Raw genomic sequence first — 21,583 nt, 5'->3', positions numbered from 1 at the left:
ATTCCGAAACCGTCGCCGCCACGGACATCAGGTCGAATTCGAGCATGCGCCCCGCCAGCGCAGCGATTTCTGACGCAGATCCATGGGCGCATCCGGATGGTTGGTAAGTACTCGCATCACGTCACGAGCCTCCAGCACGGGTCCGATGCCCTGCCCCACCGGCTGGCTGCCGTCGGTGATCACCACATCCAGCGTCAGCCCCATGCGACCGGCAACGAACTCGAATAGCTTGCGTAGACGCCTCGCCTCGGGCATGGAGCGCACCTTGGCAAGGGGGCCAACGGGAATATCAAGCAGCAGGTGCGTCGAACCGGCAGCCACTTTCTTGGACAGAATCGAAGCGACCATCTGACCTGGCGAATCGATGGAGAGGGGGCGTTCAACCGCAATCAGGACATCATCAGCCGGTGAAAGCTCACTGGTTCCGCCCCAGGCCAGACAGCCCCGGTGAGTACGCACCAACTCACCCAGCTCATCGAAGGGAAGCTCGACCTTGGCCAGCACCTCCATGGTGTCGGCAGTGCCCGAGGGCGACGTGATGGCACGCGATGATGTCTTGGGACAGAGCAACCCGTGGGCAGCGACGATGGGCACCACCAGCATGGAGGTGCGATTGCCGGGAATGCCCCCGATGCAGTGCTTGTCCACAACCGGGTACTCGTGCCAGTCGAGCCGTCGCCCGACCCGGCTCATGGCATCACTGAGATAGAACACCTCCTCGCGGTCAAGCTCGCCCAGGTCACAGGCGACGACGAAGGCGGTCAACTCGATCTTCGAGTAGCGCAGATGCGCGATATCCTGAATGATCTCCTGGAAGTCCTGGCGTGTCAGACGCTCGCCGGCGATCTTGCGATGCAGGGCTGGAATCGAGATCGCCGGTTCAGCCTGGGAGACACTGACCGAGTGACCTTCCTCGACGCCAAGGGAAGCGAAAGCGTCCTCGGAGAGGCCGAGCTGGACATGGCCGACAATGGCGGTGTCGTCCACCACGTTGAGACTCGCCAGGATGCACCGACCGTTGGCCCGCACCTCCACCTTGGAGAGCGCCTGGAAGCCCTCGGCCCGATACAGGTCGCACTCACGGTGCAGGTAGGCGACGTTTTCGCGATACGTATCGATGGCAACACGCCGTAGCGTGAGCGGTAATCCGTTCTCCTGCGGAGTACCTTCCGTTGCGACAGGCGCAGGACGAGAGGGCTTGTTCATGGTCCGATTGCTCGCTATGCACTATGCCTCGCTCAAGTCTGCATCAATTCTTCCGGCAAAGGCAGCGCAATGACGCGCCTCTTGATATCAGACAAGTCGGCTCGATCAACGGTGCGGCCATTGATCGACATTATCACTATCCTGATACTCATAACCCACGGGTGTTATCCCAACCGAAGGAGGCAAGATGAGATTCGCGATCATGGGTAGCGGCGGTGTGGGCGGCTACTTCGGGGCTCGCCTGGCCGAAGCGGGCGAGGACGTGACCTTCATCGCCCGTGGCGAGCATCTCGCCGCAATCCGCCAGGACGGATTGGCCGTCACCAGCATCAAGGGAGATGTGTCGATCCAACCTGCCCAGGCCTCCGACGACCCGGCAAGCGTCGGCGTAGTGGATTGTGTGATCGTGGCGGTAAAGGCGTGGCAGGTACGCGAGGCGGCGGAAGCGATGCGCCCGATGGTCGGGCCGGATACCGTCGTGCTGCCCCTGGAAAACGGGGTCGAAGCTGCCGACACGCTGGCCGAAGTCCTCGGCAAAGGCCCGGTGATCGACGGGTTGTGCGGTATCCTGGCGTGGATCGAGGCCCCGGGACATGTGCGCCATGCCGGGGTCGACCCATTCGTTCGCTTCGGCGAGCGCGACAATCACAGCAGCGAGCGGATTTCCCGCCTCAAGGCAGCTTTCGACCAGGCCCGGGGTGTCAGTGCCGAGATACCGGATGACATCAAGGTTGCCCAGTGGAGCAAATTCCTGTTCATCTGCGCCATGAGTGGCATAGGTAGCATCACCCGCTCACCCATCGGAGTGACGCGACAGCTACCGGAGACACGCCTCATCATCGAACGCATGCTCGAGGAGATCGATGCCGTCGCTCGTGCCCATGGCGTGGCCTTTCCCGACGACGCCGCCGCTCGTGCCATGCAGTTCATCGATGCCATGCCGGCCGAGAGCACCTCCTCCATGCAGCGCAACATCATGGCCGGCCAGCCCTCGGAGCTGGAATCGCAGAACGGTGCCGTGGTGCGGCTCGGCCGTGCCGTAGGCATTGAGACTCCGACCAATGAATTGATCCACGCCGCCCTGCTACCCCAGGAACTGGCGGCTCGCGCCGCGAACGACTCCCCCGGTGCCCACAATGAATGACGTCCCCCACAACGCACCTGGGCAGCAATGGCAAGCCAGTCGCTATGCCCACCACGCCGATTTCGTCCCCGCACTGGGTGCTGAGGTGGCCGAGCTGCTGGCCCCGAAGGCCGGCGAGCGCATCCTCGACCTGGGATGCGGCGATGGCAGCCTGACCGAAGTCCTGGCCAGGTCGGGCGCCACGGTCATCGGCGTGGATGCCTCTCCCGATATGATCGAGGCCGCCCGGGCACGCGGCCTTGACGCACGGGTGGTGGACGCCCACCACCTGCCTTCGATCATGAGTTCGATGCCGTATTCAGTAATGCCGCGCTGCACTGGATGCTCAACCATGAAGCCGTGATCGCCAGCATACATCGTGCGCTCAAGCCCGGCGGACGCTTCGTCGCCGAGTTCGGCGGTCACGGCAATGTCGCCGCCATCTGTACCGCCATCCTGGCAGCGCTGCAGGCTCGTGGAATCAGTGGCACGGCACGCTTTCCCTGGTTCTTTCCGACGGTGGAAGAGTACGGCACCAGCCTGAGGACCGCCGGCTTCACCATCGACACCATCGAACTGATACCACGCCCCACCCCATTGCCCACCGGGATGTCCGGATGGCTTGCCACCTTCGCCAATGCCTTCCTCCACGGGCTCGAGGAAGAGGTGCGCGAAGCGATCCTCGACGATGCCCTGCGCCTGCTATCCCATACCCTGTGCGACAGCCACGGAAACTGGACCGCCGACTACGTTCGCCTGAGGCTCAAGGCACACCGCTGACAGCTTCCCAACGGTTGTCGGTGACAGCGTTTTGGCTCAATTGGGTCGGGCTGTCCTATATTGAGGAGCATGAAACTATTTGCACTCAATGCCAGCCGCCCCTTCGGGGAAGCCGTGGCCCGAGAACTGGATGTCGTCCTTGCCGACCATGAAGAGCGAGACTTCGAGGATGGCGAGCACAAGGCGCGGCCGCTGGTCAGCGTGCGCGGCGACGATGTCTACGTGCTGCAGAGCCTGAACGGCGATCCGGCACAGAGCGTCAACGAGCGGCTCTGCAGGTTGCTGTTCTTCCTCGGAGCCGTCCGCGAAGCCGGAGCCCGGAGGGTCACCGCGGTGGTCCCTTATCTCGCCTATGCCCGCAAGGACCGCCGCACCAAGACGCGCGACCCGGTCACCTCCCGCTATCTGGCCATGCTGCTGGAAACCATGGGTATCGATGGGATCATGTCCCTCGACGTACACAACCCGGCGGCCTTCCAGAACGCCTTTCGCTGCCTCTCCCATACCCTCGATACCCGCCGACTATTCGCCACTCATATGATGGAGCGCTGTGGCGAGGGACCGGTGGTGGTGGCCTCCCCCGATCCGGGCGGTGTAAAACGGGCCCAGGGCTTTCAAGAGATGCTGGCGGCCATGCTGGGCAGGGATGTGGGCCTGGCTTTCATGGAAAAACGCCGCAGTGAAGGCGAAGTCAGCGGCACTCTGCTGGCCGGCGAGGTTAATAACGCCACGGTGCTGGTGGTGGACGACCTGGTCAGCTCGGGCGGCACACTGCTGCGTGCCGCAAGAGCCTGTCAGGAACGTGGCGCACAGACGGTTTTCGGCCTGGCAGCACACGGTCTCTTCGTTGGGGATGCTGGCCACATCATCAGCGACCCGGCATTTGCCAAGATAATCGTCACGGATACGGTCCCGCCGACCCGGCTGGGCGATCAGGTCGTCCACCATCATCTGGAGGTGGTCAGCGCCGCACCGCTCTTTGCCGAGGCGATACGACGCGTCCATGAAAACCGCTCGCTCAGCGAGTTGCTGGAAGGGCCTGGATATTGAAGGTCCCGGAATAGTGAATCACATGGCGAATTGCGCCGGGAGCACATCACCTTAGGCCTGGCCAGCGCTCGGTCCGGCCAGGGTAGATGTCCTGCTCAAGGGACGTTAAGGACATGGCAGGCCCGCTCGGCAAGAGCCAGATACTCCCTGGCCCTCGCCTGCCATTTTTCCGGCTTGCGCGGCTCAGGCTCGAGCAGGTGCAGCAGCGTCAAGCGCGCCCGAAGACAGGCTCGATAAGCGGTATAGAACGCCAGCAGCCTGGGGTCGGGAGAGTCGTGCAGCGCCCGAGTACAGCGCTCGAGAAGCTGGGGCCCAATCCAGCCCGCACCCAGCCGCTCGCACTCCATGCCCAGGAAACTCAGCTCGTCGAAGGGGTCGACCTGGCGCAGAGCATGGCTGAACTCGAGGCAGTCGATAATCACTGGAGGCCGCGAGAGACAGACATGATCGGGACGCAGGTCGCCGTGCCCTTCGACGATGCGCCCCTGCCGGGCGCGGTCGCCAAGCAGATCCGGCACCTCCTCGATCAGGTGATCAAGCCGGGAAAGAACAGCCTTCACCCTCTCTCGCGGCAACGAAAGTCGCTCGTCCTCAAGCACCTCCCGGTTGCTGGCGTGCTCTCGAGCAAAGTGGTCGAGGTAGGCGTCGGGCGAAATGGGCTCGGGCTCGAGTCCGCGATAGAAGTCAATGAGGCGCTCGGCGACGCGATCGATGTCTGCGGGGAGGACGCTTTCCTTCTTCAAAGCCACATCCAGCAACAGAGGCTCCGGCAGGCGACGCATCACCACCAACCAGTCAACGACGCGCTCGCTGCCGCACAGAACGAGATTGCCGGCCAGGTCCAGCCCCAGCGGCACGACGTCGAGATAGACATCCGGCGCCAAGCGACGATTGAGGCGCACCTCCTCGCGGCAGAGGAACTCGCGCATCGTCAGTGAGCGCCCGTCGCCATGGCCATAAGCCAGTGGCTTCTTTAGCTTGTAGCCCGATCGTCTACCAGAAAGACCCACGCCATGTGCGTCTCACGGACCTCCACCTCGCCGGTGGTCCCGGGATAGGGGGCCTGAGTGGAGAGAAACGCCACCTTGTCCCGTTCCGAAGGCTGGCTCTCGTGACATGAAGAGAGTGGATCGGAGCCATGCTCGGCCATTGGCAACCTCCTCGCCCATCGGGAGCGCTATCGATTCATGAGTGAGACCGGCCCGGGGATACAGCACCCTAAGGCTGACCTGCCATTCGCTCAGTACGCGAGAATCGACCGAACGTGCTCGTCGCTTCATGCCGCGGCACCTCTCGACAGGTAGATGAAGGCTCCTCCAGGCAGGGTAGCAGCATGAACCTCAGGCCATGGTATGGATCGAAATAACTCTCAGCCAGATGCCGCCATCTGACAGACTGATCATTTCCATCAATTCTACTCATTGCACATCCTCATTCATGATCAAACCAAATAGATACACAGCTCTGCTAAGCTGATTATTCCCGAGTGGGGCGGATTGTCGCACCCAACCCTGCCTTATCTGCGCTGGCACCGCTCTCTCCCATTGGCGATGCCGTGGGTAGTCTGCCCTCATTCGGCGAGCAAAGAACCACAGCCTGGCCTTCTCGCCCGGCCGGGTTCGAGAGGAGACTGCATTTGGAGCTGATTCAGTACGCACTGGACAACCTGGACCTGCTGCTCACCCGTACCCTGGAGCACATCTCCCTGGTAGGCATAGCAGTGGGCATCGCCACCCTGACCGGCGTACCCATCGGTATCGCCATCACCAAGAATGAGCGCCTGGCCCGGCATGTGCTCTACGTGGCATCGATCATCGTTACCATTCCATCGATTGCCCTGTTCGGCATCATGATCCCGATCCTGTCGCTGATCGGTCACGGTATCGGCTATGTGCCAGCGGTCATTGCGGTGCTGCTCTACTCCCAACTGCCGATCATTCGTAACACCTATACCGCCATCAACAACGTCAATCCGGCACTGCGTGAAGCCGCCCGGGGCATCGGCATGAGCCCCAACCAGCGACTGCGCATGGTGGAGATCCCGCTGGCCGTGCCGGTGATCATGGCCGGGGTAAGGACTGCCGTGGTGCTCAATATCGGTGTCATGGCCATTGCCGCCTACATCGGCGCCGGCGGGCTTGGCACTTTCATCAGCCGCGGCATCTCACAGTCCGATCCGCGCCAGCTGATCGTCGGCGCCGTGGCCGTGAGCCTGCTGGCGGTCATCGTCGACTTTGCCCTGCTGGCGGTACAGAAGCGCCTCACTCCCAAGGGCATGGAACGCGACGCGACCATGGCCTGACACCGCCTTGCCAACAATCACGCCAACATTGCGATGCCATGACAACAACGCTCCTGACGCGAGTGTGCGACAAGGAATCAACATGATCGAACTCGACAGCCTGACCAAGGTCTTCGACACCCCCAAGGGGGCCATGGTGGCGGCCGACCACATCAGCATGGGCGTTCCGGCCGGCGAGATCTGCATCCTTCTCGGTCCTTCCGGCTGTGGCAAGACCACCACGCTGAAGATGGTGAACCGCATCGTCCGCCCTACCTCGGGCAGGGTATTCATCGACGGCGTGGACACCACCGGCATGAACACTCAGGACCTGCGCCGAAATATCGGTTATGTCATCCAGCAGATCGGGCTGTTTCCCAACATGACCATTGAGGAGAACATCACCATCGTGCCGAGGCTGCTGGTTGGGACAAGACCAGGTTCAGGGAGCGCGCCCGGGAACTGATGGCGATGATTGCAATGGAGCCCGACGCCTTTCTCAAGCGTTACCCCAGCGAACTCTCCGGCGGCCAGCAGCAGCGCATCGGCGTGGCCCGGGCGCTTGCCGCCGACCCGCCGGTGATGCTGATGGACGAGCCGTTCGGTGCCATCGACCCGATCAACCGGGCGGTGATCCAGAACGAGTTCCTCAAGATGCAGCAGGAGCTCAGGAAGACCATCATGTTTGTCAGCCACGACATCGACGAGGCGATCAAGATGGGGGATCGCATCGCAGTGTTCCGCGAGGGGCGACTTGTGCAGCACTCCTCTCCCGACGACCTGCTGGCGGCACCGAAGAATAGCTTTGTCGAATCCTTCCTCGGCGAGGACCGGGCATTGAAGCGTCTTAACCTGGTTCGTGCCCACGAGATCATCACCGACGAGATCGGCACGGTCACACCCGGTGACACCCTGGCCACCGCCCTGACGAAAATCGACGACTTCGGGTATCAGAACGGGATCCTGATGGTCAACGAACAGCACCAGCCGGTGGGCATCGTCTTGCGCTCGGTGGCCCAGACCACCAAAGGGTATTGCGGCGACCACTTCGAGAGCATTGCGGCGGTCATCGGCCAGGATGACGACTTGCGCAAGGCCGCCTCGCTGATGTTTGCCCACGACACCACCTGGCTTCCCTGTGTCGACGACAAGGGCCGGCTGAGCGGTCAGATCACTCAGCGCGCCATGACGCGCCATCTTGGGGCACGGTTCCGGCCTCGCCAGGGCGAGATCCGGAACCCCGACGCCGCCATCGAGGAGTGAGCCGATGCCCATTCAGACCATGAAAGGAGCCCTGCGTGCGCTGATCCTGCTGGCGGTCTTCCTCACCGGTGTCTGGAGTCATTCAACCGGGCTGATCGACGACTTCCTGTTCTATCTACGACGTGCAGTATTTGATGGGCGAGCACTTGTGGCTTACCGCGATGTCCGGCGGCCTGGCCATTCTGGTGGCAATTCCCTTGGGAATCATGCTGTCGCGGCCAAGCATGGCACGCTGGGCAGAGTCGCTGATGCAGGTGCTCAACGTCGGCACCACCATTCCCACCCTCGCGGTGCTCGCGCTCTCCATGAGCTTCCTTGGCATCGGCACGGTGCCGGCCGTGTTCGGCCTGTTCGTCGCCACCCTGTTGCCGATTGCACGAAATACCTATACCGGGCTCAAGGGCGTCTCACCTGCGCTGATGGAGGCGGCTGCCGGGATCGGTATGTCGCCTACTCAACGGCTCCTGAAGGTGGAGCTGCCCAATGCGCTCTACGTAATCTTCGCCGGTATCCGCACCGCACTGGCCATCAATGTGGGCACGGTTCCCCTGGCTTTCCTGATCGGAGCCGGCGGCCTGGGTGAACTGATCTTCACCGGTATCGACCTCTACGACCCGGTGATGATGCTGGCCGGTGCCATTCCCACCGCGATGCTCGCCATCATGGTCGACGCCATGATCGCCTTCATTGCCTTCGTCGTGGTACCACGCGGGGTGAACCCTGCCCGAGCCTGACGCCGGGCGCACCACGACCATCAACGACAACAACGATTGCAAGACAGACCAACGCAACCAGAGGAAAGACATCATGAAATCCCTGACGACAACCCTTGCCAGCCTGGCCCTGGCCGGCACCTTCTCTACCGCACATGCTGCCGACCTGGTGGTAGGCGGCAAGAACTTCACCGAGCAACAGATCCTTGCCACCATGACCAGCCAATACCTGGAAGGACTCGGCCATGACGTGGATACTCGGGCCGGCATGGGTTCGGCGGTGCTCCGCCAGGCGCAGGAAAACGGCCAGATCGACCTCTACTGGGAATACACCGGCACCTCGCTGATCAACTACAACGACATCAGCGAGCGGCTCGACCCTGAAGAAACCTACGCACGCGTGAAGGAACTCGATGCCGAGAAGGGTCTGGTGTGGCTGGCGCCTTCGGAGGCCAACAACACCTACGCCCTGGCCATGCGCGTGGATGATGCCGAGGAGCGCGGCATTCTTTCGCTCTCGGACCTGGCCGAATCCATCAACGACGGCGAGGAGTTGAGCTTTGCCCTCAATGCCGAGTTCTACGCCCGCGACGACGGCTGGCGTCCGCTGCAGGAAGCCTACGACTTCCAGGTCGGCCGTCCGGACATCAGCCGCATGGATACCGGTCTGGTCTACCAGGCACTGCGCGACGGCCAGGTGGAAGTCGGCCTGGTGTTCGCCACCGATGGCCGTATCCCGGCCTTCGACTTTCACGTCCTCGAAGACGATCAGGGGTTCTTCCCTGCTTACGCCCTGACTCCGGTGGTACGCCAGGACACCCTGGACGAGCTCCCCGAACTGGAGGAGCAGATGAATGCCCTCTCCGCGCTGCTGGATGACGAAACCATGGCGGCGCTGAACGCCCGGGTCGATGTCGACCGCGAGACCATCGAGCGTATCGCCGAAGGCTTCCTGGAGGAAAACGGCCTGCTGTAGCCTAGGCCGGGTAACTCAAGGCAAGTGCTAACCAAGGGGCTTCTTCATACCGGAACCGGATCAGGTTCCGGTATCTGATGGCCCGATCCAGCCGAAGGGGTTGTGTGCCACTTCCCAGAGATACCCATCCGGGTCGGCGAAATAGCCGGAATACCCACCCCAGAACACCTTCTCGGCCGGCTTGACCAGCGTTGCCCCCGCAGCCACTGCCTGGGCCATGAGCGCATCGACCTCCGCCTCCGAGCCCAGATTATGGGCCAGGGTGATGCCGGAAAAGCCGCTACCTTGCGACGTGACGCCGGCATCTTCCGCTAGCTCCTCACGGCCATACAGTCCCAGCCAGCTGCCATTCAGCGTGAAGAACGCTACCTCCGGTGGCGACTCCATGCGCGGCAAGCCCAGCCCCTGTTCGTAGAAATGCACGGACCTTTCCAGGTCATGCACACCGAGAGTGATCATGCTGATTCTGGGTTGCATGGCAAACCTCTCGAAATGGTTCTCGCCAATGGGTCGCCGCGGGCTACTGGGAAGCACAGGGCTATGCGCCAGCATAGCTCACTCCGTCGAGCAGAAGGGACCGAACTGGTAAAAGCGGCGGCAACGCAGTTCCGCTTCGCAGGCGGGCAGCTGCGACTGGTAACGTACGGCTCGCGCACTCACCTGGTTGGCGGCTCGGATAACCTGGGGCTTGCTCCGAAAAGTCCCGCGACGGTAACCACCCTGGCCTTCGTGATAGGCCAGGTAGAGGTGCTCGGGATTGTGCAGCGATATGCCAAGCTGATCGTGGGTACGGCGGTTGTACCAGCCAATGAAGTCGGTGGCGTACTTCATATGGCTGCGGCGTGCCAGTGTACTGCCTGCCTCCGCACGGTACTCTCCCCAGACCGGATCCAGGGCCTGTGAATAGCCTCGCGCCGAAGAAGGGCGGCTGCCGGGAATGAAGCCCAGGATGCGGTTTCTGGGTGGTCGAGCATGGCTTCGGAAGGAAGACTCCTGCTGAATGAAGGCCATCTGGGTGGCAACGGGAGTGCCCCACTGCTCTTCCGCAGCGCGTGCGTAGTCGTACCACTTCGGCTGTTCATGAAATATCTTGCAGATATTGGTCTGATCTTGCGGAGGTGATGGTGCCATTACCGCACAGCCCGATGCCAGCAGGCCAATAGCCAAGACCGTTAGTCCAGGCATCATTCGCCGAGCACCGGCTGGAAGCCAGCGCTGGCGGCCTTGGTCCTTGCCTGTCTGAGCCACGCAGCCCTGCCTCATCATGCGCCTATCGGTTGGCCTCTTCAGCTAGGGAGCCTACTCCAGTGCTGATCGTCCGGCAAACCCATCAGGCGGGAAGCAGGCCGTGTTCAGACTTTCTGTCCGGATAAGTGCTGAAGTGCCATGCTGGACAGCTCAGCAGGTGCTCTTGCAACGGTACTTAAAACTCCCGCCCCAGCAGGGCCTCGTCGAAGGGGTAGCGGGAAAGCTTCGCAATGCCGGTCTCTGTAATCAGCACCTCCTCCTCGAGCTTGACCCCGTCGACCGCACCGACCTCACCAATGTAGCTCTCCACCGAGACCACCATGCCGGGCTCGAGGATGCCGTCCTTGGAGAAGCGGTCGAAGTCCATGTGGTGTGCCACCAGCGGCGTCTCGCCGTGCATGCCCACGCCATGGATGATCGAGGGATAGCGGCGGTCAAGGAAGCGCTCGGGAATCTTCCAGGCCTTCTCGGAAATCTCGCGGTAACTGATGCCGGGCGCAAGTATCGACATGTTGTGGTGCACCTGGTCATGAGCCATGCGGTAGAGCTCACGCTGATAGGCGCTGGGCCTGCCCGGGCCTACATGGAAGGTCCGTGAGAAATCCGAATAGTAGCCATGGCAGCCGATGGTATCAGTATCCAGCGCCACCAGTTCACCGGCTCGGATTACCCGATCGCTCGCCTCATGGAACCAGGGGTTGGTACGCGGGCCGGAGTTGAGTAGGCGAGTTTCGATAAACTCTCCACCCTGCCTTATCACTTCGCCATAGAGGATCGCGAACAGGTCGTTCTCCGTGACGCCAGGCTTGATGGCGGCTTCTACCTCGGCCACTGCGGCCTCGCTACCGGCCATGGACTGGGCCAGGCAGGCGATCTCTTCCGGGGTCTTGATGCGTCGGCAGTGCAGGGTATCCTGCATGCAGTCGAATACGTCGAGTCCTTGGGCTTCCAGCGAACGGGCCAGATTCAGGGCACAGCGGTCCAGGCCGATCTTGCGGTTGCCCCTGCCATGCGACTTGACCAGCTCGGCAATCTCGATACCGAAAGGGTCCGAGGAGAGGCTATCGCGCTGATTCACCGCCGACCACACCACCTTGGAGGTGCGCGCCTCGTCGATGGTCTCCAGCCAGGTGGAGACATGGGCGCTACCCGGGTATTCGAAGAGGATGATCGGGCCTTCCAGCGGCACATAGATATAGCGCGTGGAGTTGCGCAGGAAATAGCCGAACATGTTGCGCGAGCCGGTTGCGTAGCGCTGATTGTTGGGGTCGAACAGCACCAGAGCGGCGTAACCCTGCTCGGCCATCATGTCACGCAGCCGCGCCAGGCGGCCTCCGCGCAACTGCTGTGGGTCGAAGGCGGTGGGGATGCTGTCGCCGTTGGCCATAGGAGCCGAGGGGACGACCGGGATACGGTCCGGTTCGTTGTCGATCAGTTGTTCGGATTCCACGATGCTCATGGCATGTCTCTCGGAGATATCGTCGGGGGAGATGACCATTCGGTGCTGGCGGCCATCGGGAAGTTCGAAGGGACCGGCTCAGTCGGCCAGGCTGTCGCTTCGCTGCATGCCTTCCTTGAGGAGCTTCTCGTGGATCGGCGCCATGCGGCCGAAGATCCGCTGGGCGCGTTCCGGGCGACCAATGAAACCGGGCTCCTTGGCATAGGCAAAGATCACCGTGTGCCGCTCCCGGTCGCCTCGTACCGGTGTCACTCTGTGCAGTGAATAGCGGCCGAAAAAGACCTGCAGGTCACCAGGCTCAAGATCCAGCGCCTTGATCCGCGAGCGGTCGCCGTCGAGCACCTTCTCGACTTCCGCGAAGCTTTCCCCCTCCGGGCTGCGGATACCGGGTACATACTCGAAGCGCCCGCCACCATGGGACTGGCGGGTCATCATGGTGACGATGAACTCGTTGGTATCATAGTGCCAGGGGTGCTGGCAGCCTTCGCGCAACACGTTGACCACCAGGTCGGCCAAGGGGTCGGCGTACTGATGCATCTCCTTCATGCCCACCACTGATGCGATGAAACGCTGAAAGTCGTGATGTTGATAGACCTGTCGGATGATTGTGTCTGAGCCTATGCGATCACCGGCGACAAAGCCGTTGGTGCGGTCGTCGAAACGGTTCCGCGGGTGTGATCCCGGCAGCGATGGGTCGCCATCGCTGTTATAAGGGTTGGTCTCGATCTGGTTGTAATGCGCCTGCGGCGAAAGACGCTCGGTTTCGCTCTCGAGGCGTGCCAGAGCGTCGTCCGGCACGAAGCGCTTGAGTACCACACAACCGTCCTGGTCAAGCTGTCGGCGACAGCTTGCTACCAGTTCCCGTCCGGCCTCGCTGTCCAAGTCGCAAATCGGATAGCGGACCATGTCAACGAGACCGTCGATAGAGGTATCGTTTGCTGCTGTCGGGGATGTCATTGGCGTTTCCTTCTCCTTCTTGAGCCACACGCTTTCAGCTAACACACTGGACAGCATAGAGACGCCAAATCCATAATAAAAATGAATGGTAGAGATACTACCCATTAAAAGGTTTTATTGATCATGGATACCGAGCTGCTCCGCGCGTTCGTCACGGTGGCCGAATGTGAAGGCTTCAGTTCCGCAGGCAAGGTGTTGCACCGGACCCAGTCAGCCATCAGCCTGCAGATCAAGCGGTTGGAAGATCAGATGGGTCAAGCCCTGTTCGCGCGCACCAGCCGCAGTGTGATGCTGACCGCTCCCGGTGAGCGTCTACTGCCCTATGCCCGGCACATGCTCAAGCTGGAAGATGAGGCTCGAGAGGCGCTGGGTGACCGTCAGCAAGGGGAGTTGATCCGCTTCGGTACCTCCGAGGAACAGGCCAGCACCTATTTGCCCCTTCTACTCCCACGCTATGCTGAACGGTTTCCTACTTCCCGACTAGAGATCGAATGCGACATCAGCTCCGCCCTGGTGCAGGCCTTTCAGGAAGGATTGCTGGATGTAGTGCTGTCGATTCGCCATGCACCGACCCATTCGGGCCATCTGCTGGGCTGGGAGCCGTTGGTGTGGGTGGTCGCCGAAAATCGCAACTTGGACGATTGGAAGATGCTACCGCTGGCATTGAACCCGGAAGGCTGCATCTTTCGTGCTCATGCTCTCTCGGCACTGGGCCGCGAGACCCAACACTGGGAGCTGCGCTATGTGAGCCAGTCGCCAACGGGTATCAATCTGCCGGTTCAGGCCGGCCTTGCCATGACGGTCAAGACACCACGCAGTGTACCCAAGGGCTGCCGCATCGTCGGCGAAGCCGAAGGGCTGCCTGCCTTGGGCCAGGTCGAGATCGAGCTGCATCGTCGGCCAGGACATACCAGCGAAGCATTGGCAGCCTTCTGCCAAGAACTCGAACATATCGTGACCGACAGCAACGTGGTGGGCTCTGCCTGAACGCTGCACAGATACAACCACAGTACCCACTCCTAACAACGCCATGAGGATGCTATGCACTATCAGGATAGACTCAGAGTGGGCGCTGCACAGGTCAACGCGGCGCTCGGCGAGGTCGATCGCAACAAGGCACGCCACCTGGAAATCATCCAGGAGGCACGCCAGCAGAACCTGGAGCTTCTTGTCTTTCCCGAACTCTCCTTGACAGGATACGCATTGCGAAACCGGGTGATGGAGGTCGCCATGACTCCGACGGATTCGCGCCTGACCTCCCTGGCGCAAGCCTGTGGCGACATGCAGGCGGTCATCGGCTTTGTCGAAGAGGCTAGCCCCGGGGAATACTACAACGCGCTGGCCACTCTGCAGGACGGCGAAATCCTCGCCGTGCATCGTAAGCTCAACCTGCCCACCTATGGCGGCCTTGAAGAGGGAAAATGGTTCTGCCGGGGAGAAGCACTAACCTACGCACAGGTACGGCCAGGCTGGACTACGACCCAGATGATCTGCGCTGACTTATGGAACCCGGCACTGGTACATGCAGCCCTGCTGGCTCGACCTGCCGTACTGTGTGCCCCGATCAATTCCGCCTCAGGTGTCGTTAGTGAGGACTTTTCCAACGAGCAGAACTGGCTGCTCAATGTACGCTTCTATGCCATGACCTATGGCACCCCGGTGATCATGGCCAATCGCTTCGGCCTCGAAGGGGACAGTCACTTCTGGGGCGGCTCTCGTATACTCGGACCACAAGGCGAGACCCTTGCCGAAGCGGAAGGGGGAGAATGCTTGATCACCGCCGAATTGACGCGCCACTCTATCGCCAAGGCACGCTTTGAGTTACCCACGCTGCGCGATGCCGACAGCCCGCTGATTCGCGAGCTGCTTTCAAACCGGCGTCATTGAATCCCGCCAAAGGCTAAACACACAGCGGCTAACCTTTGACGGGCAGCTGCGTTGCACTGGCACCCCTAACTGACAGGCGTCAACGGGCTCCAGTCAGAGCGGTTGGCCAGAAACTCAGGGCGCGGCCGGTTGCCGCAGAAAGGGTTCAACAGGCCGTTCTCGACGCTGTTGTAGACGAAGAACAGGTTGCTCCTGGGCCAGCAGGACATGTTCATGTTGGAACCATGCATGGTGTTGCACTCGAACAAGACCAGCGAACCAGGGCCACCCTTCGGCGCCTCGATATCCCCCTCCAGCATCAGCTTGCGCAGGCTGGCATTGTCAGGCACGCCAATGTCCTGGCTCTTCAGGGACGCCTTGTAGTTGTCTTCGGGAGTCCGCCCCACGCAGGGAATGAAGAAATTGTGGGAGCCGGGCACCAGCATCAGCGGCCCGTTGAATTCGCCGTTTTCTGTCAGGATGATCGAGCAGCTCAACGAGCGCATGCGGGGCATGCCGTCTTCACTGTGCCAGGTCTCGAAATCGGAGTGCCAGTTGAAGCCCTTGCCCTTGAATCCGGGCTTGTAGTTGATGCGTGACTGATGGATATAGACGTCACTGCCCAGCAGTTGCTGGACCATCGCCAGCAGTCGCGGATCCCGGGTCAGGCGGCTGAAGCGTTCGGAAATTTCATGGATGCCGAATATCGAGCGGATTTCCTGGCGCCCAGGCTCGAGCACGGTGCCCTCGGAAAGCTTGAGGTCTTCGTCCTCCTCGTAGTCACTCAACTCCTGAATGAAGGCGTCCATCTCCTCCTTGTCAAAATAGTCCTCGAAGGAGAGAAAACCCTTCTGCTCGTACTCGCAGAGCTGCGCCTCGTTCAGCGGGCCATCCCGGCGTCGCGCTCCCTCGCTATATACAACGGGGTCGATGCGCTCAAACATTCCCAGTTTACGCTCCAACCGGGTCGGAAACAGATCCTGAGCGTCGTTCATTGCATGCTCCTCCTTGATCATCTGGAACCACCCATTTCCTGATGGGTAATTCCACCCTAGACACTCCGGAAGCGCCATGCAAAGCGACTTTGTTTCATGACATTGCAGCTGCAAACTCTTGGCATAGTCCCTTTCTTGACTGTACCAAAATGTTCGCGGAGATAATCGTTCCGAGCCCATCTGCCAAGCGAGAGGTCGCTTGCTGCGTTCAACGCCTCGACCTCTCTGCTCAACTGAAAAACTGCCAACGCGAGGCCCGCCCCGGGTCGGGAGCGCTGCGCGTGAGGCTACCTAAGCGCGCCTTGCTTCAAGTTCGCTCGTAGGTTCCGATCAGGCGATTCATGCCCAACAGGTGGGTCTCGAGCTGCTTGAGCAGCTCGGGCAGGCCGAGGCCTTCCGGAAGGTCGGTCGGCTTGTCCAGGGCCAGCACCCAGAAGTAGTAGTGATGCTGTCCGTGTCCTTCCGGCGGCATGGGGCCACCATAGCCCATGTTGCCGAAATCGTTCTTGCCCCGTGTGCCCTCACCGGTGTTCTCCGCCAGGGAGGTGGTCGAACCCGGCAGGTTGTAGAGCAGCCAATGGACGAACCCGTAGCCGCCGTTCTGCACCAGGGGGGCATCCGGATCATGACAGATGATGGCATACCCCCTGGCGCTCTCAGGCGCACCGCGCCAGCTCAGAGCCGGTGACACGTCGTCGCCCTCACCGGTGAATTTCTCCGGTATCGCGCCATGGGCGTTGAATGCGGAACTCTCCAGCTGCATGTTCGACAGTGCAAAGGCCATTGCAGACGTCCTCCTTGGTTCCTGTGATGGTTCCTGTGATAGTTCCTGCGCTGGTTCCAGGAATTGCCGTGATTGTAAGAGAATCGGCGAGGTGCTGAAACAGCGTCGGAAAATGCCGTTAGACTGTCAATATGAAACAGCTTCTGATCGTGGCCCATGCCCCCTCCCCCAATACGCAGAGACTGCGCGAAGCCGCCGAGCGCGGGGCGCGACACCCCGAGGTCGAGACGGTGGACGTCATCGTCAAGCCTCCCCTGGAAACGGGGCCCGACGACGTGCGGGCCTGCAACGCCATCCTGTTGGGGACCACCGAGAACCTGGGCTACATGAGCGGTGCCCTGAAGGATTTCTTCGACCGCTGCTACTACCCGGTACTGGAAGAGAAACAGGGGCTTCCCTGCGCCCTCTATGTCCGCGCCGGCCATGATGGCACCGGCACACGCCGGGCGGTGGAAGGCATCGTCACCGGGCTGCGCTGGAAGTGGGTGCAGGAGCCGCTGATTCTGCGCGGCGAATGGCAGGAATCCTTCATCGACCAGGTTGAGGAGCTAGGCCTCTATCTGGCAGCGGGGCTTGAGGCGGGCGTGCTGTAGCCCACCGTTAGCCACTGCGGGTCGACTCCGCGACCCATGAAAAACGGGCATGCCTGGGAGGGCACGCCCGCTGCTGATCGTTTGGCGATGACTATCTTGCCAAGTGCTGGCCGGGGTYAGTGACAGGACCCGCAGCACACGCCAGGCTCCCCATGTTTTGCCTTCTTTTCTGCGTCGGCGCTGGCAGCTTCGCCTGCGCCGATGTCCGCTACCGCCGGCGTCGGCACTTCTGGCTCGAACGTCTGGACGGCTTGCTTGTCTTCTGCCTTGTCTCTCTTGAACAGGTTCTTGAGCCCCATGGGAGTCCCCTCGCAGTGGATTTAATAAGATGCAAAACAGATGCATCTTATTGTTCAGCGGACAGGTCGTCAACGTATCCCATGAAAAAGGCCCCCCCCTCCCGAAGGAGGGGGGCCACCAACTGCTGGAAGGGCTTATTTCAAACGTTCGAATACCGTCGCAACCCCCTGCCCCATGCCGATACACATGGTGGCCAGACCCAGCGTTGTATCGCGCTGCTGCATCACGTTGAGCAGCGTGGTGCTGATACGTGCCCCGGAGCAGCCCAGCGGATGGCCCAGGGCGATGGCGCCACCGTTGAGGTTCACCTTTTCGTCCATGGCATCCAGGAAGCCGAGGTCCTTGAGCACCGGGATCCCCTGGGCGGCAAAGGCCTCGTTGAGTTCCACGGTCTGGATGTCGGCAGAGGAGAGACCGGCGGCCGCGAGGGCCTTCTTGGATGCCGGCACAGGGCCGTAGCCCATGATCGAGGCGTCGCAGCCGGCAACGCCGGTCGACAGCACCCTGGCGATCGGCTCGAGGCCCAGGGCCTGGGCGCGTTCATAGCTCATCACAGCCATGCCCGCGGCGCCCACGGAGAGCGCCGAGGAAGTCCCGGCGGTGACGGTACCGCCCCGCGGGTCGAAGACCGGCTTGAGCTCGGCCATCTTCTCCAGGCTGGCATCGCTGCGCACGACCTCATCGTGCTTGAACAGGGTCTTGAAGCCCCGCTGGTCATGACCTTCGACACCGATGATCTCGTTGTCGAAATAGCCCTTCTCGTTGGCCGCCAGGGCACGCTGGTGCGAACGAACGCCGAACTTGTCCTGCTCCTCGCGGGTGACACCGTGCATCTTGCCCAGCAGCTCGGCGGTAAGCCCCATCATCATGGCCGCCTTGGCCGCGTACTTGCTGGCCGCCGGGTTGACGTCGACACCGTGAGCCATGGGCACGTGCTCCATATGCTCGACGCCACCGATGATATAGAAGTCGCCCATGCCGGCCTTGATGTTGGCCGCGGCGATGTGCAGCGCGGTCATGGATGAACCGCACAGGCGGTTGACGGTCTGGGCCGGTACGCTGCGGGGGATACCGGTCATGATCGCCGCGTTACGGGCTATGTTCATGGCCTGTTCGAGGGTCTGGTTGACGCAGCCCCAGATCACGTCGTCCACTTCGGACGGATCCATGTTGGGATTGCGGTCGAACAGCGCCTGCATCACCGCGGCGGAGAGGTTCTCGGCTCGCACATTGCGGAACGCGCCATTCTTGGCCTTCGCCATGGCAGTACGAACGCCGTCGACCACCACGATATCTCTCGGATTCAAACTCATTTCAACTCACCTCCTGCTCGTGGTGGATTCAGCCTGGGCCTGGGTGGAATAGAAGCGTTCGCCGGCTTCGGCCATCTTGCGCAGCTTGTCGGTGGGGGCGTAGAGCGGCCCCAGCTCATCGGCGAGCCCTTCGGCCAGCTTGACGAACTCGCTGACACCCATGGCGTCGATGTAGCGCAGGGCACCACCGCGGAAGGGCGGGAAACCAATGCCGTAGATCAGCGCCATGTCGGCTTCGGCCGGTGTCTCGACGATGCCGTCTTCCAGGCAACGCACGGTCTCCAGGCACAGCGGCACCATCATGCGAGCGATGATGTCGTCGTCCGAGAATGTCTTCTGCTCCTTCACCACCTGCTTGACCAGCGCGTAGGCGTCATCGTCGCTGACCTTCTTCGGCTTGCCCTTGCGATCTTCCTCGTAGGCATAGAAGCCCTTGTCGTTCTTCTGCCCCAGGCGCTCGTTCTCGTACATCACCTGGATCGCCGTCTTGGTCTCCTTGCCACTCATCTGGGCCATGCGCTCGGGGAAGCCTTCAGCCATCACTTCACCTGCGTGAACGGCGGTATCCATGCCCACCACGTCGAGCAGGTAGGCGGGGCCCATGGGCCAGCCGAACTTCTCCATCACCTTGTCGATGTGCTGGAAGTCGGCGCCCTGCTCCACCAGCAGGCTGAAGCCACCGAAGTAGGGGAAGAGCACGCGGTTGACCAGAAAGCCCGGGCAGTCGTTGACCACGATGGGCGTCTTGCCCATGGCACGGGCATAGGCCACGGTAGCCGCCACGGCCGCGTCGCCGGTCTTCTCGCCACGGATGACTTCGACCAGGGGCATGCGATGCACCGGGTTGAAGAAGTGCATGCCACAGAAATTCTCGGGCCGCTTGAGGTTCTCGGCCAGGCGAGTGATGGAGATGGTCGAGGTATTGGAGGTAAGGATGGTCTCCTCGCCCACCAGGCCTTCCACTTCGGTCAGCACCGCATCCTTCACCTTGGGATTCTCGACCACCGCCTCGACCACCAGATCGACATGACCGAAATCACCGTAGGATAGGGTCGGACGAATATGGGTCAGCTTCTCGGCCATCTGCTCGGTGGTCAGCTTGCCGCGCTCGGCCTGCTTGGCGAACAGCTTGCGCGACTCCTTGAGACCCAGCTCGATGGCCTCTTCCTTGATGTCCTTCATCAGGATGGGCGTGCCCTTGGAGGCGCTTTGGTAGCGATGCCGCCACCCATGATGCCGGCGCCCAGCACGGCGGTCTGCTTGACCGCCCTGGCCTGCTTCTCGTACTTGCCGGCCTTCTTCTTGACCACCTGATCGTTGAGGAAAAGCCCCACGAGGTTGAAGGCAACATCGCTCAGCGCCAGCTTGGCAAAGGCCTTGGCCTCGATGGCCTGGGCACGGGCACGCTCTTCACCGGCGCCTTCTGGATCACCTTGATCGCTTCCACCGGTGCCGGGTAGTGCGGCCCCGCCTTGCCCTTGACGTAGCCCTTGGCGGTCTCGAAGGCCATCATCTGCTCGATGGGATTGAGCTTGAGCGGCCCCTTCTTCTCGTCACGCCGCGCCTGGTAGTCCAGTTCGCCGCTGAAGGCACGCGCCAGAATATCCAGCGCGGCGTCTTCGAGCGATTCATTCGGCACCACGGCATCGACGGCACCCATCTTGAGCGCGGCATCGGCACGGTTCTCGGTGCCGCCGGCGATCCATTCGATGGCGTTGTCGGCCCCGATCATCCGCGGCAGGCGCACGCATCCGCCCCAGCCCGGCAGGATACCCAGCTTGGTCTCGGGCAGGCCGATCTTGGCCTTTTCACCCATGACGCGAAAATCGGTGGTCAGAGTCACCTCACAGCCACCGCCCAAGCGCCAGCCATTGATGGCGGTAACCGTGGGAAACGGCAGGTCCTCGATGGCGTTGAAGATGTCATGAACCTTGAGGTTCATCTCGACCAGATACTCTTCGCCCTTATCGAACAGACCATGGAATTCGGTGATATCGGCGCCCACGATGAAGACATCCTTGGCACTGCCGATGATCAGCCCCTTGAGGCCGCTCTCGCCCTGGATCGCCTTGACGGCATCGCCCAGCTCGGCCACGACCGCGCTGGACAGCTTATTGATGGACTCACCCTTCAGGTCGAAGGTGAGCATGGCGATGTCGTCGCCCCCGGTCTTTGTACCGCGTGCCACCGTGATGGCATTGCCTTGATAAATCATCCACGAATCTCCACACAGAGGTTGGCGTTGGAGGAGTGCCCAGTTTCATACGGCCGTTTGATTTCTCGCAGCTTGGTGCACTACAGCCGGTTCGTCAAGCCCCGGATGCATCACCAATGGTCTAGCACAAGCGCTGAACGATACACCGGCACTACCGGATGGCTGATAGGATAGTCGCAATGTCCCGCCAAGGTGTCGTCAATGAATCTGCCTGATACGGCGCCCTCCTCGCCGCCACACAGCACCTCCCCCCGGATGCTGAGTTTCCATGGCCGCATCGAGCGACTGGTCGAGCATGTTCGTCCCTGGAGCTGGCTATGGCCACCCCTTGCGTTTGCCGCCGGGGTCGGCAGCTTCTTCCTGGTGGATCGCCAGCAGTGGCTGGGCGTCGTGCTGGCACTGAGCATGCTGCTGGCCTGGATCCTGCTGCTCTCCGAGAGTCTGATCGGGCGTTTGCTGGC

Annotated in this window: 24 protein-coding genes and 1 pseudogene; 13 read left to right on the top strand and 12 right to left on the bottom strand. The window is 61.6% G+C overall.

The window, feature by feature from the left end; genetic code table 11:
• Positions 1–27 precede the first annotated feature (27 nt).
• Positions 28–1,206, bottom strand: a complete 1,179-nt coding sequence (locus Q427_RS11175; RefSeq protein WP_197030604.1) for a thymidine phosphorylase family protein — start codon at positions 1,204–1,206, stop codon at positions 28–30.
• 187 nt (positions 1,207–1,393) lie between these two features.
• Between Q427_RS11175 and Q427_RS11170 the strand changes: the two genes are divergently transcribed.
• The 4 genes from Q427_RS11170 (at position 1,394) to Q427_RS11160 (ending at position 4,159) form a co-directional block, all read left to right on the top strand.
• Positions 1,394–2,350, top strand: coding sequence for a 2-dehydropantoate 2-reductase (locus tag Q427_RS11170; protein ID WP_043513846.1), 957 nt, complete (start codon positions 1,394–1,396; stop codon positions 2,348–2,350).
• Positions 2,343–2,693 (top strand): class I SAM-dependent methyltransferase, encoded by a 351-nt coding sequence (locus Q427_RS36200; protein ID WP_331280610.1) that lies wholly within the window; start codon positions 2,343–2,345, stop codon positions 2,691–2,693. Before Q427_RS11170 ends, Q427_RS36200 begins: the two co-directional genes overlap by 8 nt.
• The gene (locus Q427_RS36195; protein WP_331280609.1) at positions 2,672–3,109 is read left to right on the top strand and encodes a hypothetical protein; all 438 of its coding nucleotides are present in this window, start codon (positions 2,672–2,674) and stop codon (positions 3,107–3,109) included. The genes Q427_RS36200 and Q427_RS36195 overlap by 22 nt, the downstream gene beginning before the upstream one ends.
• 69 nt (positions 3,110–3,178) lie before the next feature.
• Positions 3,179–4,159 carry a ribose-phosphate diphosphokinase gene (locus Q427_RS11160; RefSeq protein ID WP_197030603.1) on the top strand — a complete coding sequence of 327 codons (981 nt, stop codon included), beginning with the start codon at positions 3,179–3,181 and terminating at the stop codon, positions 4,157–4,159.
• A gap of 95 nt (positions 4,160–4,254) precedes the next feature.
• Here the strand turns inward: Q427_RS11160 and Q427_RS11155 are convergent, their stop codons facing one another.
• Together Q427_RS11155 and Q427_RS31250 are read right to left on the bottom strand one after the other, a co-directional pair.
• Positions 4,255–5,088, bottom strand: a complete 834-nt coding sequence (locus tag Q427_RS11155) for a hypothetical protein (protein WP_051496298.1) — start codon at positions 5,086–5,088, stop codon at positions 4,255–4,257.
• Positions 5,089–5,132: 44 nt separating this feature from the next.
• Positions 5,133–5,309, bottom strand: a complete 177-nt coding sequence (locus tag Q427_RS31250; RefSeq protein ID WP_155833536.1) for a hypothetical protein — start codon at positions 5,307–5,309, stop codon at positions 5,133–5,135.
• A gap of 486 nt (positions 5,310–5,795) precedes the next feature.
• On the opposite strand from Q427_RS31250, the gene Q427_RS11150 reads away from it, so the two are divergent.
• The 5 genes from Q427_RS11150 to Q427_RS11135 all read left to right on the top strand — a co-directional run bounded on the left by Q427_RS11150 (position 5,796) and on the right by Q427_RS11135 (position 9,392).
• Complete coding sequence (locus Q427_RS11150) at positions 5,796–6,461, top strand: ABC transporter permease (protein ID WP_043513844.1); 666 nt, start codon at positions 5,796–5,798, stop codon at positions 6,459–6,461.
• A gap of 82 nt (positions 6,462–6,543) precedes the next feature.
• The gene (locus tag Q427_RS33890) at positions 6,544–6,906 is read left to right on the top strand and encodes an ATP-binding cassette domain-containing protein (protein WP_269321231.1); all 363 of its coding nucleotides are present in this window, start codon (positions 6,544–6,546) and stop codon (positions 6,904–6,906) included.
• Positions 6,906–7,703, top strand: coding sequence for a CBS domain-containing protein (locus tag Q427_RS33885; protein ID WP_269321230.1), 798 nt, complete (start codon positions 6,906–6,908; stop codon positions 7,701–7,703). The genes Q427_RS33890 and Q427_RS33885 overlap by 1 nt, the downstream gene beginning before the upstream one ends.
• A gap of 134 nt (positions 7,704–7,837) precedes the next feature.
• Positions 7,838–8,437 (top strand): ABC transporter permease, encoded by a 600-nt coding sequence (locus Q427_RS11140; protein ID WP_231613634.1) that lies wholly within the window; start codon positions 7,838–7,840, stop codon positions 8,435–8,437.
• A gap of 73 nt (positions 8,438–8,510) precedes the next feature.
• Positions 8,511–9,392, top strand: coding sequence for a glycine betaine ABC transporter substrate-binding protein (locus Q427_RS11135; RefSeq protein ID WP_043513843.1), 882 nt, complete (start codon positions 8,511–8,513; stop codon positions 9,390–9,392).
• Positions 9,393–9,452: 60 nt separating this feature from the next.
• Here Q427_RS11135 and Q427_RS11130 read toward each other — a convergent pair whose 3' ends face one another.
• The 4 genes from Q427_RS11130 to Q427_RS11115 all read right to left on the bottom strand — a co-directional run bounded on the left by Q427_RS11130 (position 9,453) and on the right by Q427_RS11115 (position 13,056).
• Positions 9,453–9,869, bottom strand: coding sequence for a VOC family protein (locus Q427_RS11130; protein WP_043513853.1), 417 nt, complete (start codon positions 9,867–9,869; stop codon positions 9,453–9,455).
• Between the two features lie 78 nt (positions 9,870–9,947).
• Positions 9,948–10,559 (bottom strand): transglycosylase SLT domain-containing protein, encoded by a 612-nt coding sequence (locus Q427_RS11125; RefSeq protein WP_442905479.1) that lies wholly within the window; start codon positions 10,557–10,559, stop codon positions 9,948–9,950.
• A gap of 256 nt (positions 10,560–10,815) precedes the next feature.
• Entirely contained in the window at positions 10,816–12,099 is a 1,284-nt protein-coding gene (locus Q427_RS11120) for a M24 family metallopeptidase (protein WP_043513849.1), read from the bottom strand.
• Between the two features lie 78 nt (positions 12,100–12,177).
• On the bottom strand, positions 12,178–13,056 hold the full coding sequence (locus tag Q427_RS11115) for a HalD/BesD family halogenase (protein ID WP_043513842.1): 879 nt from the start codon (positions 13,054–13,056) through the stop codon (positions 12,178–12,180).
• Between the two features lie 123 nt (positions 13,057–13,179).
• Here Q427_RS11115 and Q427_RS11110 point away from each other — a divergent pair, with 123 nt between their 5' ends.
• The gene (locus Q427_RS11110) at positions 13,180–14,043 is read left to right on the top strand and encodes a LysR family transcriptional regulator (protein WP_043513848.1); all 864 of its coding nucleotides are present in this window, start codon (positions 13,180–13,182) and stop codon (positions 14,041–14,043) included.
• Positions 14,044–14,121: 78 nt separating this feature from the next.
• Positions 14,122–14,943: a nitrilase-related carbon-nitrogen hydrolase gene (locus tag Q427_RS11105; RefSeq protein ID WP_231613632.1), complete on the top strand. Its 822-nt coding sequence runs from the start codon at positions 14,122–14,124 to the stop codon at positions 14,941–14,943.
• Positions 14,944–15,008: 65 nt separating this feature from the next.
• Here Q427_RS11105 and thpD read toward each other — a convergent pair whose 3' ends face one another.
• Both thpD and Q427_RS11095 read right to left on the bottom strand, forming a co-directional pair.
• The gene (gene thpD / locus Q427_RS11100; protein WP_043513847.1) at positions 15,009–15,917 is read right to left on the bottom strand and encodes an ectoine hydroxylase; all 909 of its coding nucleotides are present in this window, start codon (positions 15,915–15,917) and stop codon (positions 15,009–15,011) included.
• 307 nt (positions 15,918–16,224) lie between these two features.
• Positions 16,225–16,701, bottom strand: coding sequence for a YbhB/YbcL family Raf kinase inhibitor-like protein (locus Q427_RS11095; protein WP_043513838.1), 477 nt, complete (start codon positions 16,699–16,701; stop codon positions 16,225–16,227).
• Positions 16,702–16,832: 131 nt separating this feature from the next.
• On the opposite strand from Q427_RS11095, the gene Q427_RS11090 reads away from it, so the two are divergent.
• On the top strand, positions 16,833–17,294 hold the full coding sequence (locus Q427_RS11090; protein WP_043513836.1) for a flavodoxin family protein: 462 nt from the start codon (positions 16,833–16,835) through the stop codon (positions 17,292–17,294).
• Positions 17,295–17,410: 116 nt separating this feature from the next.
• Here Q427_RS11090 and Q427_RS36840 read toward each other — a convergent pair whose 3' ends face one another.
• The 3 genes and pseudogenes from Q427_RS36840 to fadB form a co-directional block, all read right to left on the bottom strand.
• Positions 17,411–17,593 carry a CCGSCS motif protein gene (locus Q427_RS36840; RefSeq protein ID WP_043513834.1) on the bottom strand — a complete coding sequence of 61 codons (183 nt, stop codon included), beginning with the start codon at positions 17,591–17,593 and terminating at the stop codon, positions 17,411–17,413.
• Positions 17,594–17,728: 135 nt separating this feature from the next.
• Complete coding sequence (gene fadA / locus Q427_RS11080; protein WP_043513832.1) at positions 17,729–18,907, bottom strand: acetyl-CoA C-acyltransferase FadA; 1,179 nt, start codon at positions 18,905–18,907, stop codon at positions 17,729–17,731.
• Between the two features lie 6 nt (positions 18,908–18,913).
• Positions 18,914–21,122, bottom strand: a pseudogene (fadB, locus tag Q427_RS11075) (fatty acid oxidation complex subunit alpha FadB).
• A gap of 255 nt (positions 21,123–21,377) precedes the next feature.
• Here fadB and Q427_RS11070 point away from each other — a divergent pair.
• A partial coding sequence (locus Q427_RS11070; protein WP_231613637.1) for a DUF5924 family protein occupies positions 21,378–21,583 on the top strand: 206 nt, incomplete at its 3' end.

This window comes from Halomonas sp. BC04 (assembly GCF_000568385.1).
The sequence above is the reverse complement of the archived record's forward strand: the minus strand, read 5'-3'. Positions and strand labels throughout refer to the sequence as shown.